The 13840-nt window shown below is 62.2% G+C and carries 19 protein-coding genes and 1 pseudogene; 7 read left to right on the top strand and 13 right to left on the bottom strand.

The features are described 5' to 3' along the window. Positions 1-13 precede the first annotated feature (13 nt). Entirely contained in the window at positions 14-373 is a 360-nt protein-coding gene (locus EB235_RS12725; protein ID WP_027030630.1) for a tRNA-binding protein, read from the top strand. Here the strand turns inward: EB235_RS12725 and EB235_RS12730 are convergent. From EB235_RS12730 to EB235_RS12745, 4 genes are all read right to left on the bottom strand, one after another. Continuing rightward, positions 370-1392, bottom strand: coding sequence for a glycosyltransferase family 4 protein (locus EB235_RS12730; protein ID WP_027030629.1), 1023 nt, complete (start codon positions 1390-1392; stop codon positions 370-372). The two genes, EB235_RS12725 and EB235_RS12730, sit on opposite strands and share 4 nt — an antisense overlap. 207 nt (positions 1393-1599) lie before the next feature. Then, complete coding sequence (locus EB235_RS12735) at positions 1600-3015, bottom strand: ATP-binding protein (RefSeq protein ID WP_027030628.1); 1416 nt, start codon at positions 3013-3015, stop codon at positions 1600-1602. A 123-nt stretch (positions 3016-3138) separates the two neighbouring features. Next, positions 3139-3855: a response regulator gene (locus EB235_RS12740; RefSeq protein ID WP_027030627.1), complete on the bottom strand. Its 717-nt coding sequence runs from the start codon at positions 3853-3855 to the stop codon at positions 3139-3141. Beyond that, on the bottom strand, positions 3842-4375 hold the full coding sequence (locus EB235_RS12745) for a MarR family winged helix-turn-helix transcriptional regulator (RefSeq protein WP_027030626.1): 534 nt from the start codon (positions 4373-4375) through the stop codon (positions 3842-3844). Before EB235_RS12745 ends, EB235_RS12740 begins: the two co-directional genes overlap by 14 nt. 260 nt (positions 4376-4635) lie before the next feature. Here EB235_RS12745 and EB235_RS12750 point away from each other — a divergent pair, with 260 nt between their 5' ends. The 3 genes from EB235_RS12750 (at position 4636) to EB235_RS12760 (ending at position 6770) form a co-directional block, all read left to right on the top strand. Continuing rightward, positions 4636-5529, top strand: coding sequence for a branched-chain amino acid aminotransferase (locus EB235_RS12750; protein WP_027030625.1), 894 nt, complete (start codon positions 4636-4638; stop codon positions 5527-5529). A gap of 145 nt (positions 5530-5674) precedes the next feature. Further along, positions 5675-5989, top strand: coding sequence for a hypothetical protein (locus tag EB235_RS12755; RefSeq protein ID WP_027030624.1), 315 nt, complete (start codon positions 5675-5677; stop codon positions 5987-5989). A gap of 142 nt (positions 5990-6131) precedes the next feature. Next, a complete protein-coding gene (locus EB235_RS12760) occupies positions 6132-6770 on the top strand; it encodes an MBL fold metallo-hydrolase (protein ID WP_027030623.1) in 639 nt (212 codons plus the stop codon). A gap of 186 nt (positions 6771-6956) precedes the next feature. Here EB235_RS12760 and EB235_RS12765 read toward each other — a convergent pair whose 3' ends face one another. The 3 genes from EB235_RS12765 to EB235_RS12775 all read right to left on the bottom strand — a co-directional run bounded on the left by EB235_RS12765 (position 6957) and on the right by EB235_RS12775 (position 8268). Continuing rightward, positions 6957-7382: a BA14K family protein gene (locus tag EB235_RS12765; RefSeq protein ID WP_027030622.1), complete on the bottom strand. Its 426-nt coding sequence runs from the start codon at positions 7380-7382 to the stop codon at positions 6957-6959. A 183-nt stretch (positions 7383-7565) separates the two neighbouring features. After that, the gene (locus EB235_RS12770) at positions 7566-7778 is read right to left on the bottom strand and encodes a cold-shock protein (RefSeq protein WP_008877668.1); all 213 of its coding nucleotides are present in this window, start codon (positions 7776-7778) and stop codon (positions 7566-7568) included. A 277-nt stretch (positions 7779-8055) separates the two neighbouring features. After that, positions 8056-8268 carry a cold-shock protein gene (locus EB235_RS12775; RefSeq protein ID WP_006202520.1) on the bottom strand — a complete coding sequence of 71 codons (213 nt, stop codon included), beginning with the start codon at positions 8266-8268 and terminating at the stop codon, positions 8056-8058. Positions 8269-8776: 508 nt separating this feature from the next. On the opposite strand from EB235_RS12775, the gene EB235_RS12780 reads away from it, so the two are divergent. Further along, positions 8777-9217 (top strand): Kazal-type serine protease inhibitor domain-containing protein, encoded by a 441-nt coding sequence (locus EB235_RS12780; protein ID WP_027030621.1) that lies wholly within the window; start codon positions 8777-8779, stop codon positions 9215-9217. A gap of 7 nt (positions 9218-9224) precedes the next feature. Here the strand turns inward: EB235_RS12780 and EB235_RS12785 are convergent, their stop codons facing one another. The 6 genes and pseudogenes from EB235_RS12785 to EB235_RS12810 form a co-directional block, all read right to left on the bottom strand. Next, a complete protein-coding gene (locus EB235_RS12785) occupies positions 9225-9842 on the bottom strand; it encodes a flavodoxin family protein (protein WP_027030620.1) in 618 nt (205 codons plus the stop codon). Positions 9843-9960: 118 nt separating this feature from the next. Beyond that, complete coding sequence (locus tag EB235_RS12790; protein ID WP_027030619.1) at positions 9961-10179, bottom strand: hypothetical protein; 219 nt, start codon at positions 10177-10179, stop codon at positions 9961-9963. A gap of 108 nt (positions 10180-10287) precedes the next feature. After that, the gene (locus tag EB235_RS12795) at positions 10288-10425 is read right to left on the bottom strand and encodes a hypothetical protein (protein ID WP_167334868.1); all 138 of its coding nucleotides are present in this window, start codon (positions 10423-10425) and stop codon (positions 10288-10290) included. A 38-nt stretch (positions 10426-10463) separates the two neighbouring features. Continuing rightward, complete coding sequence (locus EB235_RS12800; RefSeq protein ID WP_027030618.1) at positions 10464-10730, bottom strand: hypothetical protein; 267 nt, start codon at positions 10728-10730, stop codon at positions 10464-10466. Next, a pseudogene (locus EB235_RS12805) lies at positions 10727-10997 on the bottom strand (hypothetical protein). Before EB235_RS12805 ends, EB235_RS12800 begins: the two are co-directional and overlap by 4 nt. Positions 10998-11182: 185 nt before the next feature. After that, complete coding sequence (locus EB235_RS12810) at positions 11183-11389, bottom strand: cold-shock protein (RefSeq protein WP_027030617.1); 207 nt, start codon at positions 11387-11389, stop codon at positions 11183-11185. Between the two features lie 325 nt (positions 11390-11714). On the opposite strand from EB235_RS12810, the gene EB235_RS12815 reads away from it, so the two are divergent. Together EB235_RS12815 and EB235_RS12820 are read left to right on the top strand one after the other, a co-directional pair. Further along, on the top strand, positions 11715-11939 hold the full coding sequence (locus EB235_RS12815) for a hypothetical protein (protein ID WP_027030616.1): 225 nt from the start codon (positions 11715-11717) through the stop codon (positions 11937-11939). Between the two features lie 41 nt (positions 11940-11980). Then, positions 11981-13759: a tetratricopeptide repeat-containing sulfotransferase family protein gene (locus tag EB235_RS12820; RefSeq protein WP_027030615.1), complete on the top strand. Its 1779-nt coding sequence runs from the start codon at positions 11981-11983 to the stop codon at positions 13757-13759. Positions 13760-13840: the final 81 nt, after the last annotated feature.

Below are 13840 nucleotides of genomic sequence, written 5' to 3' on the forward strand. Positions count from 1 at the left end.
CGGCGGTAAGGCAATGAGTACAAGCAGCGAGCGCAAGCCCGAGATCAGTTTTGCCGATTTCGATCGTGTCGACATCCGCGCCGGCACGATCGTCGAGGCCGAACCGTTTCCGGAAGCGCGCAAGCCCGCCTTCAAGCTGAAGATCGATTTCGGGCCCGACATCGGGGTGAAGAAGTCCTCGGCGCAGATCACCAAATACTATACGCCGCAGACGCTGGTCGGCCGTCAGGTGTTCGCGGTGGTGAATTTCCCGCCGCGCCAGATCGGCCCGTTCATGTCGGAAGTGCTGACGCTCGGCTTTCCCGACGAGGAGGGCGCGGTGGTGCTTGGCGCGATAGAGCGCAAGGTGCCGGATGGCGGCAGGTTGTTCTAGGCCGCCAGCTTCCGCGTCCTGCCGAGCGCTTCCTCGACACAGTCGAGAAACATCTCCGCACAGGCTTTCCAGCTGTAGCGCATGGCGCGTTCGCGCGCCTCGGTGCGGTCGACCTTGAGGGCGGCAAGCGAGGCCTCGCGGAGATCGGTCGAGACCGCGCCGCCAATGCCGTCGCCGACAATGTCGATCGGCCCGGTCACCGGATAGGCGGCAACCGGCGTGCCGCTGGCCAGCGCCTCGATGATGACGTTGCCGAACGTGTCGGTGCGGCTGGGGAAGACGAAGACATCGGCCGAGGCATAGATTTCGGCCAGTTCGTCATTGGGGCGGTGGCCGAGGAAATGCGCCTGGGGGTAGCGCGCCTTGAGCTTGGCGAGTTCCGGGCCCTCGCCGACGATCACCTTGCTGCCGGGCAGGTCGAGGTCGAGGAAGGCGGAGAGGTTCTTTTCGATGGCGACGCGGCCGACGCAGAGGAAGACCGGGCCGGGGAAGCCGAGGTCCTTGCGCTTGTCGGGACGGAAATGCTCGGTGTCGACACCACGCGTCCATGGCCGCAGCTTGTTGAAGCCGCGTGCTGAAAGATCATCGGCGAGCGACTGGGTGGCGACCAGCGTGCCCTGGCCGGAATTGTGGAAATCGCGCAGCCAGCGATAGGCCCAGCTCTCCGGCACCGGCAGACGGGCGCTCAGATATTCGGGAAAGCGCGTGTGATAGCTGGTGGTGAACGGCCGGCCGGCATTGCGGCAATAGCGCCGCGCCATGATGCCAAGCGGCCCCTCGGTGACGATGTGGATGTGGTCGGCCTTGTAGGCATCGATCAGACGCGCGACATGGCCGGGCGTGGTCAGCGCCAGCCTGATGTCGGGGTAGGTCGGCAAGGGCAGTGTGCGAAAGATGTTCGGCGTCAGGAAATCCACCGCGACGTCGAAGGACTTCAACGTTTCGGTGAGCCGCTCCAGCGTGTGGACGACGCCATTGACTTGCGGGCGCCAGGCGTCGGTGACCATCACTATGCGCATGGCGGCCCTTTGCTGGAAAGGTCGACGGTTGCCTTGAAACGATGCCGGAACGGCGACCAGCCTGCTGCCCTCGCTTCGCTCCAGCGCACCCGGGTGGGAACGGGGTCGAAGTGAGGCGGCAAGGACGAATCAAGTGTGGTGGCGCGCTTCATGCGCGCTCTTGACCATGGTTTCATGACGGGCGGATGAAGCCCGTCTTTCTGCAGATTATGCCGGAACCTTGATGACGGCGCGCAGGCCGCCGAGCGGGCTGTCGTCGAGGCTGATGTCGCCGCCATGGCTGCGGGCGATGTCGCGGGCAATCGACAGGCCGAGGCCGGTGCCGCTGGCGTCGAGGTTGCGGGCCTCGTCGAGCCGCACGAAGGGTTTGAACACGTCCTCGCGCCTGTCGAGCGGAATGCCTGGACCATCGTCATCGACGGTGACCACGAGCGAGCCACGGCCGTGATTGGCGCTGACCTCCACCGTCTTGGCATAACGGAAGGCGTTGCCGATGACGTTGGACAACAGCCGGGCGAACGCGACCGGCCTGACATGCACGGTCGGATCGCCGGAAAGCGTCGTCGACAGCTTGCATTTGCGCAAGGCGGCTTCCTCGCCGAGCTTCTGGAAATAGGCTTCGAGATCGAAACGCCCCGGGTCCTCAGAGGCTTCGCCGCGGGCAAAGGCAAGATAGCCTTCCAGCATCGACTGCATGTCATCGATGTCCTGGTTGAGTGCGGCCTTGGTCTCGGTCTTGCCGCCGGCCAGCGCCAGCTGCAACTTGAAACGGGTGAGGATGGTTCTCAGGTCATGGCTGACGCCGGTCAGCATGGCGGTGCGCTGGTCGATCTGGCGTTCGATACGCTCGCGCATCTGGATGAAGGCAAAGCCGGCGCGGCGCACCTCTTCGGCGCCGCGCGGGCGAAAATCGCGCGGCATCGGCCGACCCTTGCCGAAGCTTTCGGCAGCCTCCGCAAGTGTGAGGATCGGCCGGATCTGATTGCGCAGGAAGGGGATCGCGATCATCAACAGCACCAGCGATGTGCCGACCATCCAGATCAGGAAGATGTGGGTGTTGGAGGCATAGGCCTGGCTGCGACGCACGAAGACGCGCAGCACCTTGTTCTCGAGCTGGACGCGCACTTCGACGATGTTGGAATTGCCGACCGTGTCGATCCAGAATGGGCGGTTGATCTGGCGGGTGATTTCGGCCGAGAGAACATCATCGAGAATCGAGAAGAACGGTTTCGGACCGGGCGGCGGCAAAGGATCGGGCGGCAGCAGATCGACCTTCAGTTGCATACGGTCCTGCGCGATGCGGATGATGTTGGCGTAATCGGCGTCGTGCGGGTAGGTCTCGATCAGGTCGATGATGGCGGCGATGTCGCGCACGGTGGCCTGCGACAGGCGCTGCGTCACCGTTGCCCAATGGCGCTCCATGAAGACGAAGGCGACGACCGATTGCAGCAGGATCATCGGCGCGATGACGATGATCAGCGAGCGCGCATAGAGGCGCTTGGGCATGTAGAGCGAGACGAGGCGCCAGAACCGGTTCCAGATACGCGGCACCGCCTTGAGCGTTCGCGTGGCGCGTGCACTCAAGCCGTCAGGTCCCGGCCCTTCCAGTTCCGTCGTCGCCATTGGCTCTTTTCATTTCGTCGGCGGCATCAGATGGAGCATGATCTCTGGACAAACGAAAGCCGTTTGTCCGCGAAAACCGGTTCCCACTTTTCGGGATCATGCTCCAGTGCCGCGTCCGATACTCTATTCCACACTGAGCCGATACCCAATACCGCGCACGGTCTGCAACCAGACCGGATTGGACGGATCGCGCTCGATCTTGCGGCGCAGACGGTTGATCTGGACGTCGATGGTACGCTCGCCGACCTCCGAATCGTCACCGACCAGTTCGTGGCGCGGGATGGTCTCGCCGGCGCGCGCGGCGAAGATCGCCAGGATCTCCTGCTCGCGGTCGGTCAGCTTCAGCGCCTCGCCGCCACGCTTCAATTCGCGCCTGGCGATCTGGAAGGTGTAGGGGCCGAAGACCAGTTGCTCGACCTTGGGCGTCGTCGCCGGGCCGCCACGGCGCAGGATGTTGTTGATGCGCAGGATCAGCTCGCGCGGATCGAAGGGTTTTGGCAAATAGTCGTCGGCACCGGCCTCCAGCCCTGAGATGCGGCTGTCGGTTTCCGACAGCGCCGTCAGCATAAGGATCGGCACATTCTTTTCGGCCCGCAGCGACTTGGTGAGGTCGACGCCGGTCTCGCCCGGCATCATGACGTCGAGCACGAGCAGGTCGAAATCGAGGCCGGCCAGCTTGCGCCTGGCTTCGCCGGCATTGCCGGCGACAGTGACGCGAAAGCCGTTTTCGGTCAGATACTGCTTGAGAAGATTGCGGATGCGGGTGTCGTCGTCGACCACGAGCAGATGCGGCGCGTCGTCATCTGGTGCGGCCTGTTCGACCCTCTCAGTGCTCTCCATGGCTTTTCCCTGACATCTTTGCGGACCCAACGTCGATCTGAGCTCTCAGTTCCGGATTGACCATCGCTTCGAGGAAGCGTTCCACCAAGGTCCGTTCGGCGGCGCCGGAATCTTCCAATGCAGCACGGATGCGGCGCGACTGTGGCCGCGCCAGGGCCAGGGCCAGCGCACGGCCCTTGGCCGTCGGATAGAGTTCGCGCTGGCGGCGATCGCGCGGACCTTGCAATTGCACGACATGGTCGGTGTCGATCAGCTGCTTGAGCACGCGCGCCAGGCTCTGCTTGGTGATCTTCAGCACATCGAGCAGTTCGGCGACCGTCAGGCCCGGCCTGCGGTTGACGAAATGCAGCACCCGGTGATGGGCACGGCCGAAGCCGTAGTCGGCCAGGATCTGGTCGGGATCGGAGGTGAAGTCACGATAGGCGAAGAAGAACAGTTCGATGATGGCGAAGTCGATGCCGTCCTCGACTGACATCGCGGTCCTGATCGGTTTTCCGGCAGCTGGGCTTCGATCCGTCATCATTTCTCCATGGGAACGGGAGATTATGTCAGTACTATTGACGTAATTTCCCTGCAATGGTAATTTTTGACAAGCTTTTGGGCGGATTGCGAACGAAAAGGCAAGGCAGGCCGGTTTTTCCGGAACTTCCTGAGTTTGCCAGAGCGCGATTATCCGCCTACGCTTCGAGACACCGGCCGGCGTCTCAAATTGCATGGCGCGGCCAAAAAGAACACGCAACGACACTGAGCTATGCGGGCCGAGGTCCGCGGGAGGTTACCATGGCATCCGTTCCCTTCGATCAACTGGACGGCTTCATCTGGATGAATGGCGAGTTCATTCCGTGGGGCGACGCCAAGATCCATGTGCTGACGCACGGTCTGCATTATGCAAGCGCGGTCTTCGAGGGCGAGCGCGCCTATGGCGGCGAGATCTTCAAGCTCAACGAGCACACCGAGCGCCTGCATGAGTCGGCGCGCCTGCTCGGCTTCAAGATCCCCTATTCGGTCGCCGAGCTTAACGACGCCTCGACCACGCTTTTGAAGAAGCAGGGTTTCCAGGACGCCTATGTCAGACCGATCGCCTGGCGCGGCAGCGAGCAGATGGGCGTTTCGGCGCAGAACAACCGCATCAATGTCGCTATCGCGATCTGGCAGTGGCCGAGCTATTTCGACCCGGCGCAGAAGCTGAAGGGCATCCGCCTCGACATGGCCGAATGGCGCCGGCCCGACCCGCGCACGGCCCCCTCGAAGTCGAAGGCCGCCGGCCTCTACATGATCTGCACCATGTCCAAGCACGCGGCCGAAGCCAAGGGCTATGCCGACGCCATGATGCTCGACTGGCGCGGGCAAGTTGCGGAAGCAACGGGCGCCAACATCTTCTTCGTCAAGGATGGCAAGATCCACACGCCGAAACCCGACTGCTTCCTCGACGGCATCACCCGCCGCACGGTCATTGGGCTGGCCAGGGATCGCGGCCTGGAAGTCATCGAACGCGCCATCATGCCGGAAGAACTTGAGGGCTTCGAGCAATGCTTCCTGACTGGGACGGCGGCGGAAGTAACGCCGGTGTCGGAGATCGGCCCTTACCGATTCGAGGTCGGCGAGATCGCCAAGAACCTTATGAATGACTATTCTGCCGCGGTTCAGCCGAAGCACGCAATCGCCGCAGAATAACGATAGTCACAGCTTTTCGTGCAAGCAGGGGCGGTTTTCGAACCGCCCCTTTTATTTCAGCGTTTCTGCATTTGACTTTCATCCAATTCGGCGTCTCATGATGGTGTCGGCCCGGGAGGCTGGCAGCTATGGAGGGACTCATCATATGGACATGAACACGCTTCTTCCGATCATCATTCAGATCATTACAGGCATCATCGGTGGTCAGGCGGTGGGTGCTGCGATCAAGACGGCGGCGCTGGGACAGCTTCCCAAGATCCTGGGTGGCGCCATTGGCGGCGTCGGCGGCGCGGCGATCCTAGGCAGCCTGCTCGGCCACGGGGTCGATCCGGCCGCGGCAGCGGCTGCGACGAGCGGCCTGGGCAGCTCGCTCAACCTGCAGAACATCGTCGGCGGCGCCGGCGGCGGTGCGATCCTGACCGGCATTATCGGTGCGGTCATGGGCGCCATGAAGAAGTAAGGTCCAACGGCTTCGGCCTGGTCAAATGGGCGGCTTCGGCCGCCCATTTCTGTTTTTGAAGCGACTGACCGTTCGTCTTTCGAGGGCTGGACGCCTTTGGCACACGCCTCTACATCACCGCGTGAACATCGAAAGGACGATCATGGGTCAGCTCAATGCCGGCATCGTGCCGGTCACACCCTTTCAGCAGAACTGCACCATCCTGTTCGACATGGATGACAAGCACGGCGTCGTCGTCGATCCGGGCGGCGACATCGACAAGGTGCTGGCGGTGCTGAAGGACAATGCGATCACGGCCGGGGCAATCTGGATCACGCATGGCCATATCGACCATGCCGGCGGCGCCATGGAGCTGAAGGAAGCACTCGGCGTCGACATCATCGGACCGCATGTGGCCGACAAGTTCCTGCTCGACAATCTGGAGAACCAGGGCAAGCGCTACGGCATTGCCGGCTCGCGCAACTGCGCGCCCGACCGGTTCCTTACCGAGGGCGAAACAGTGTCGTTCGGTTCGCATGTGTTCGAGGTGCTGCATTGCCCAGGCCATGCGCCGGGTCATGTCGTCTACTACAACCGCGCGGCCAAGTTTGCCCATGTCGGCGACGTGCTGTTCCGTGGCTCGGTCGGCCGCACCGACCTGCCGGGCGGCGACCACGCGACGCTGATTGCTTCGATCAAGGACAAGCTGTTGCCGCTGGGCGATGACATCGGTTTCATCTGCGGCCACGGCCCCGGCGGCCGTTTCGGCGAGGAGCGCAGGACCAATCCGTTCCTGACCTAGGCTAAGCGGATATTCAGCTGGATCGGCCCACCAGCGGCGGAGAGCTAAACAGCAAAAAAGCGCTTACCTCGCGGTCAGCGCTTTTTTGTTTTGGGGCAGGGAAGTCATAAAAGCGCTTCGCGCTTTAACCTCTTGCCTTGCAAGTCGTTATCCCAAAACCGCTGCGCACTTTTGGGCGACATGCACTCAGTTCGCGGTGCAGAAATGCTGCTCGCCGTCATTGCCGGTAAACGTGCCGGTGCGGCTGTTGAAGGTGCGGTAGCGGTCCGAGCAGTAGTTGTACCAGTCACGGGTCCACGGCTCGGCATAGCGGTCGGCATAGACAACCTGTGGCTCGGCGTAATAGCGGCGGACCGGGGCCGGGCGCACCACGACGTCACGGTCGTAGCCGTCATCGTAGTAGCGGTCAGCGTAGGCGGGTGGCTGGTCATTGGCCAACGCGCCACCGATCAGCGCGCCGGCCGCGAGGCCGAGGACTCCGGCGGCAATGGCATCGCCGTTGTGGTGGCGGCGGTGATGACCCCAGTCATCGGCGTTGGCCGCGGGCAAGGCCGCAAGCATGGTGCCGGCCACGGCGGCGGACAGCACGACAGTCTTGAAAATTCTGTTCATCTTGGTCTCCTTCGTACCGGGCCGTGCAGTTTGCAGGGGATGCGGTCCGGCTTTACCAAAGACTAATATGCGACCGTGGCTGAACGGGGGCTGAACGGATTTCGACGTAATAATTCAAAAAAAGGCGCCGAAAATCGCACGCTCGCTAGGCGCGGCTGCCCGCCGACCTGGTCTGAAGCCGGCTCAGCCGACCGACAGGTTGACGGCCTTGGGTCCCTTGCCGCGCTTGTCCGGCTCGGTGTCGAATGTCACTTTCTGCCCATCTTCGAGACCGGGAAGACCCGACGCCTGCACGGCCGAAATATGGACGAAGACATCCTTCGCGCCATCGTCCGGCGTGATGAAGCCGAAGCCCTTGGCATGGTTGAAGAATTTGACGGTGCCGGTCTGCGGCATGGGAAGCTCCCTTTGATCCCATAAACTCCAGTCTCGGGCCGGCAAATGCCCGAGAGGAAATTTGTCCTTTATTTTAGCGTCATCGGCAAGAGAAAGTTTTGCAGGCACTTCCGTAGCGTCAGTGCCCTGAAAAAGCTGCGGATATGAAAAAAGTTCCGACATGAAAAAGGCGCGGCGAAAATCACCGCGCCTTCAAAATTCGTTTGTGCCTCCAGTCGCCATTTATGGCCTGGAACCTCCTTCGCACGCCGTCAAGGACGTGCGGCGCGCCGATGCCTCAGGCAGCGCGGAGATTGACCGCCTTGGGGCCCTTGCCCATGCGGTCCGGCTCGACGTCGAAGGTGACCTTCTGGCCGTCGACGAGCGTGCGCAGGCCCGAAGCCTCGATCGCCGAGATATGGACGAACACGTCCTTGGCGCCACCATCGGGCGTGATGAAACCGAAGCCTTTGGTAGCGTTGAAGAATTTAACGGTGCCGGTCTGGGCCATTGGGGAAACTCCTTCACCCGTTCAGTCTTTGGTGGTTCCGCCCGCCGCCTGGCGCAATGGGCAGTTCCCGGTGGTTGCTTCGGCAGTCATGCATTGGCGCATGGTCAAACCCCCCGCCGAAAACGGGGCCGTCAGAGATTCACAGTATCGGGGAAAGGTCGTCCAAAACGTTCCGCTCTCCGGGTCGCAAATGCCCGAACACGGAATTTATCGCACGGAAACGTGAAGGTTGCAAGATAGCGCCGCGGGCCGCCGCACTGGGCGCATCCCGACGCAAGAATCGACTGATTTGAGCGTCGATGGGCCGCAGATAGGCTTGGTTGCGGATCGGGTCATCGGCCCACAGCCACAGTCACGCATGGGCCAGAGGCGGCCAACGACAGCCATTGCCGGTCGCCCTGGTTCCCGACGCCGCCCCGGTGCGAGGCTGCAAACAGGGGTTGCATTTGACAAGGGAATGGCGAGGATCGGGGCAATGGTGAGGATCGCGATCGGGGGAGAGATCAGCATGAAATTTCTGGCGTCAATGTTTTCGCGGCAAGGTTTTGGCTTCTCGCTGCAAGGGTTTGCCTTGCTGTGCGTGTCGGCGCTTCTGGCCGCCTGCACAGTGGTCGTCGATGACGGACCGGGACCCCGTCCACGCCCGCCGCGCCCCGAACCGCAATATTGCTCCAGGCAATACGAGCCGGTCTGCGCCCGCCGCGGCGACGATCGCCAGACTTTCGCCAACGGCTGCCTTGCCGACCGCGCCGGTTACCGCATCGTGCGCGACGGTCCCTGCCGTGGTGACGGCGGTGGCGGTGGCGGTGGCGGTGGGGAAGAGCAGACGTTCTGCACCCGCGAATACGCGCCTGTCTGCGCCCGCCGGCACGGCGAGATGCGCAGCTTCCCCAACGCCTGCGAAGCCCGCGCCGCGGATTATCGCATCGTTGGCGATGGGCCGTGCTGAGAAGGCGCTACTTGGCCACCCCGGTATAGGCCCTGGCCTTCAGCAGGGTGGCCAGATGCGCGGCATTTGACGCTGCCATCTCGATCATGCCGGAGACCGCTTTCGGGGTCTTCGGCAGGTCGACATAGTTGACGTCGCCCATGGCTTGGCCAACCCAGTAGACGCCGCCATTGGCGGGAATCGTAAAGCCGACATCGTTGAGCGCCTGGAAGCATTCGGCATGGCAATGGTGGGCGCCATCCTCATTGCCGACGATCGCCACCAGCGCGACCTTGCCGGCGGCCGGCATGCGGCCCTTGTCGTCGGCCTCATCGAGAAAGGCATCCATGCGCTCCATGACACGCTTGGCGATGCTGGAGGGCTGACCCATCCAGATCGGCAGGCCAAGGATGAAGATATCGGCGGCGACGATCTTTTCGCGCAGCTTTGGCCAGTGGTCGCCCTTGCCCATGTCGGAGAGCACGCCAGGCTTGATGTCATGATCGAGCGCGCGCACGACCTCGCCCTTCACGCCATGCGGTTTGAGCGCCGAGAGCAGATCGGCGATAATCTTGTCAGTCGAGGATTTTTCCTTGTCGCCGGACGCTTTCAGCGAGCAGTTCAGGGCAAAGGCGGTGAGGGACATCGTGTGGCTCCTGCAAATGGCTGTGCAGGCCCAACGTCGCAAGGCGCTTGCGGTTGCGCGGCGATGATTATCCGGATGCGGTTGCCAAGACGCGCCGCGTTGAGGCGGGCGAAATCCATCAGGCCCGATACGCTCCATCGGCCGGCCCGGCATAAAGCTCTCTGCCGTCCTCGTCGCAGATGCGCAGGCGGTCGGGGATCTGCGGCATGGCCAGGCTGTGGAACAGGGCGGTCGCACCTTGCAGGGCGGCGCGTAGCGTGGGCGCTTCCAGCGACACCTTGTCGAGCGTCGCTTCCTCGGCGTCGCGCGACCTGTAGAACTCGATGACGAAGTTCAAGCAAGCCTCCGTGTCAGAGCATTTGGCTTGTTGCGTCAGTTCATCGCCTGCTCACAGCGGGCGATGGGGCGCATGTGAAGCGCCCCAGGGGATATCAGTTCTTGGATGTCAGCTCTTGGACTTCGGCTTCAGGCTGCTCTCCGCCTGCTTGACCGATGAGCCGAAGGGAGCGGCCGCCTTGGCCACGACCTTGTCTTTCTTCGGCTTGCGCGTTTCGCGATTGCTTCGCTGTTGACCCTTGGACATGGACGCTCCTATGCGTGTTGGCTGGCTTTTCGGGGATTTCAGACCGCTGGATTGCCGGCGACAACCGGATTGTCTGCCGGTTCGAGATTGTCTTCGGTGGTGACCCGCTCGTGGGTCTCCTGCTCGCTGCGGATGCGGTATTGCGGCGAGCCGTCCTTGACCGGCAGCCTGCTCTTGATCTCGAACAGTTCCGCCGTCTTCTGGACGAGGCCGGTGCGGCTCTTCATGCGCACCGTCTGGCCGATGGCGAAAAGGTGAGAGGGGGTGTCGGTGCGCGGGCGCGTATTCTGCTGGAAACGGATCATGCTGCATTCTCCCGGTCGCGCTTCAGCGCGGTTTCGAGTTCGAGGTGGTCGATGGCGACAAGCTGGCTGGTGGTCGGGTTCTCAACCGCCCCTTGCCGGCAGGTGAATGAAGGTGGCAACGCGACGCCAGGCAGCGCGCGACATGCCCTCGATCAGCTCTTCATCATGATCGATGTCGTAGTCGCCGGCCGGCAACTGGCCCTCCAGACCACCGAGCGCGAAAGCTGCGGTGAAGTGGGCGATAGAGTGGGTGGTGCGGTCCGGCATTGTCCTGGCCTTGACTGGTTCACATCTTGATCGGTTCACGCTTTGGTCGTCACGTAAAACGGCGGCCTGAAAGCAAAAAAGCGGGGACGAGGCCCCGCTTTCCTATTTCCGGCAATCACCGGAAATAAGCCGATTTCGAGAGCTGCCAGTACATCCGTGGTCAGCGTTCATCGAATTCGGCCGGATCAGATCAGTTGCAGATTGGCGGCCGAGTCGCGGCCCTTGCCGTCACGCTCCAACTCGAATTGCAGCTTCTGGCCTTCGGCGAGGCCAGGGAAACCGGCGCGCTCCAATGCGCTGACATGGACGAATACGTCCTTGCCGCCATCGGTCGGCTGAATGAAGCCAAAACCCTTCTGGCCATTGTAGAACTTCACGGTTCCGGTGGTCATTTGTGTCTTTCGAGGACTGAGAAATCGTCGCACGGCCAATCTGCCGCGCGCCCGGTGCCGATGATTTGGAATGAGATTGGCGGGTCGAGAACCTCTGACGCCGCGAGATGCCAATTCTGGCCCAAACGATCTTTGTCATATAGCTCGATTGGGCAACCTTTTCAAGAAGATTTGTAAAATCTGCCGGCTTTGGCCGAAAAATAGATCGCTATAAATGTTCAGATAATTCTGCTATGGGTTCAAGATATTTCTAAAAAATTCTTGTGAACGTGCTGGGGGTTTTCCCTGGCATCTGTATTTTATTTGCTCCGGAAAAGGATAAAACATGGTTTCCGTCAGAACCTCGAGAGGGAAGACCGCAGCGGTCAATCCGATTATCAAGCCAACCGCCATGCACGCCATTGCCATTGGCGCCAATGGCCAGCCGATGATCGTCAAGTCGGCACGGCTGACCATCAGAAGCGATGAGGCGGCGAGGCGCACGATCTCCGACACCGATGGCACCGTGAGGCGGGCCAGGCAGGTTGCCGAAGCCAACCGCCTGATCTGATCGCTGCAAGGCGTCGAAAGGGCGCAGAACCACGCCAAGACTTGAACCTGCCGCGCCAATGGCTTAGATCGCGGCAGGCGGACAAACACGGCAGGTTTCCCATTAACAGAGATCAGAGACGAGCGGCGGGTGCGGGAGCCAGGTCTGGCGCGGGCGGACAGCCGCCGTTGGGCCTCGACCAGTACGTCCAGCAGGCCCTGCAATTGCATCAGGCCGGGCGCCGGCAAGAGGCTGAGACGATCTACCGGCAGGTGCTGGCGCGTCAGCCCAAACACGCGGCCGCGGCGCATTTCCTGGGGCTGCTGCTGCACCAGACCGGGCGCAGCGAAGAGGGGCTGGATCTCATAGAGCAGTCGGTGAGCCTGCAGCCGACGAACGCCGATTTCCTCAACAATTTCGGCACGGTGATGCGCGACCTCGGCCGCGTCGCCGCGGCAATCGATTTCTTCCGAGGCGCGGTGGATCTGCGGCCGGAGCAACTCGCGGCGCGCGACAATCTCGGCTCGTCGCTGACGCAGCTTGGCCAGTTCGAGGAGGCAGAGGAGATCTATCGCGGCACGGTCGCGCGCAATCCCTTCCATGTCCGCGCTCGGATCGGGCTTGCCGAGACGCTGCAGGAATCCGGACGCCTGGATGAGGCGCTGGCTGTCTTCCGCGAAGCGCTGACCATCCGCCCCAAAGATGCAGACCTGCTGCGCGGGCTGGGCGTCGGGCTGATGGAAAAGGGCAAGCTCGACGAGGCGGCCGACCTGTTCCGGCAGGCGCTGGCGGTGAACCCCGGCATGGCCACGGCCTGGCTGATGCTGACGCAGGTCAAGCGCCAGAAGGAGCGCGATGCCGAATTGGCCGGCATGGAAGCAGAGCATGCCAAGGCGCCGCAGGACAGCTTGGCACGCATGCAGCTGTCCTTCGGCCTCGGCAAGGCCAATGACGATTTGAAGGATTACTCCAGGGCCTTCGACTATTTCGCCGAAGGCAATGCCATTCGCCGCAAGGGCATCAACTATGATCCCGTCAAGACGCGCGCCGAATTCGAGGCGATGAAGACGGTGTTCGATGTCGGCTTCTTCGAAAGGCGCAGACCGAGCCCGATCACCGATGACGCGCCGATCTTCGTCGTCGGCATGCCGCGCTCCGGCACGACGCTGGTCGAACAGATCATCGCCAGCCATCCCAAGGTCTATGGCGCGGGCGAGCTTAGCATCTTGAAGAAGGTGGTCGGCAATCAGTTCCCGGCAAACATGCCAGGCGGCTTTCCCTGGGGCGTGTCGGAGACGGATGATGCGGATTTTGCCGAGGCAGGCCAAGCCTATCTCGACATGCTGCATGCCCGCTATCCCCATATCAGCCATGTCACCGACAAGATGCCGGGCAACTTCCTGCTAATCGGCTTCATCCACATGATGATGCCGAAGGCCAGGATCATCCACGTCGCCCGCGATGCCGTTGCGACATGCCTGTCCATCTTCAAGGTGCATTTCCGGGGTGACAGCCACCGCTATGGCTATGAGCTCAGCGAACTCGCCGACTTCCACAATCTCTACACAGACATCATGGCGCATTGGCACAGCGTGTTGCCCGGCGTCGTGCATGATGTGCGCTATGAGGATTTCGTCGCCGATCAGGAAGGGCAGAGCTGGGCGCTCATCGACTATCTCGGCCTGCCATGGGACGATGCCGTCTTGTCGTTCCACGAGACCGACCGGCCGGTGCGCACGGCTTCCGCCGCGCAGGTGCGCCAGCCGATGTATCAAGGCTCGGTCGATCTGTGGAAGCGCTATGGGGACCGGCTGAAGCCGCTGCTCGACAAGCTGGGCTGATATTGAGGTGAGGCCGGCCTGCGAACGGCGGTCCCCTTCGCTTCCGGTACTCACGTACTTGAAGTACGTTCCGTTCCGGTT

This window comes from Mesorhizobium loti R88b, from assembly GCF_013170845.1.
Classification (GTDB): Bacteria; Pseudomonadota; Alphaproteobacteria; order Rhizobiales; family Rhizobiaceae; genus Mesorhizobium; species Mesorhizobium loti_B.

Excerpts from the sequence above, each read along its gene's own strand:
- EB235_RS12725 (WP_027030630.1), top strand. The coding sequence starts at position 14 with ATGAGTACAAGCAGCGAGCGCAAGCCCGAGATCAGTTTTGCCGATTTC.
- EB235_RS12730 (WP_027030629.1), bottom strand. The coding sequence starts at position 1,392 with ATGCGCATAGTGATGGTCACCGACGCCTGGCGCCCGCAAGTCAATGGC.
- EB235_RS12735 (WP_027030628.1), bottom strand. The coding sequence starts at position 3,015 with ATGGCGACGACGGAACTGGAAGGGCCGGGACCTGACGGCTTGAGTGCA.
- EB235_RS12740 (WP_027030627.1), bottom strand. The coding sequence starts at position 3,855 with ATGGAGAGCACTGAGAGGGTCGAACAGGCCGCACCAGATGACGACGCG.
- EB235_RS12745 (WP_027030626.1), bottom strand. The coding sequence starts at position 4,375 with ATGACGGATCGAAGCCCAGCTGCCGGAAAACCGATCAGGACCGCGATG.
- EB235_RS12750 (WP_027030625.1), top strand. The coding sequence starts at position 4,636 with ATGGCATCCGTTCCCTTCGATCAACTGGACGGCTTCATCTGGATGAAT.
- EB235_RS12755 (WP_027030624.1), top strand. The coding sequence starts at position 5,675 with ATGGACATGAACACGCTTCTTCCGATCATCATTCAGATCATTACAGGC.
- EB235_RS12760 (WP_027030623.1), top strand. The coding sequence starts at position 6,132 with ATGGGTCAGCTCAATGCCGGCATCGTGCCGGTCACACCCTTTCAGCAG.
- EB235_RS12765 (WP_027030622.1), bottom strand. The coding sequence starts at position 7,382 with ATGAACAGAATTTTCAAGACTGTCGTGCTGTCCGCCGCCGTGGCCGGC.
- EB235_RS12770 (WP_008877668.1), bottom strand. The coding sequence starts at position 7,778 with ATGCCGCAGACCGGCACCGTCAAATTCTTCAACCATGCCAAGGGCTTC.
- EB235_RS12775 (WP_006202520.1), bottom strand. The coding sequence starts at position 8,268 with ATGGCCCAGACCGGCACCGTTAAATTCTTCAACGCTACCAAAGGCTTC.
- EB235_RS12780 (WP_027030621.1), top strand. The coding sequence starts at position 8,777 with ATGAAATTTCTGGCGTCAATGTTTTCGCGGCAAGGTTTTGGCTTCTCG.
- EB235_RS12785 (WP_027030620.1), bottom strand. The coding sequence starts at position 9,842 with ATGTCCCTCACCGCCTTTGCCCTGAACTGCTCGCTGAAAGCGTCCGGC.
- EB235_RS12795 (WP_167334868.1), bottom strand. The coding sequence starts at position 10,425 with ATGTCCAAGGGTCAACAGCGAAGCAATCGCGAAACGCGCAAGCCGAAG.
- EB235_RS12800 (WP_027030618.1), bottom strand. The coding sequence starts at position 10,730 with ATGATCCGTTTCCAGCAGAATACGCGCCCGCGCACCGACACCCCCTCT.
- EB235_RS12810 (WP_027030617.1), bottom strand. The coding sequence starts at position 11,389 with ATGACCACCGGAACCGTGAAGTTCTACAATGGCCAGAAGGGTTTTGGC.
- EB235_RS12815 (WP_027030616.1), top strand. The coding sequence starts at position 11,715 with ATGGTTTCCGTCAGAACCTCGAGAGGGAAGACCGCAGCGGTCAATCCG.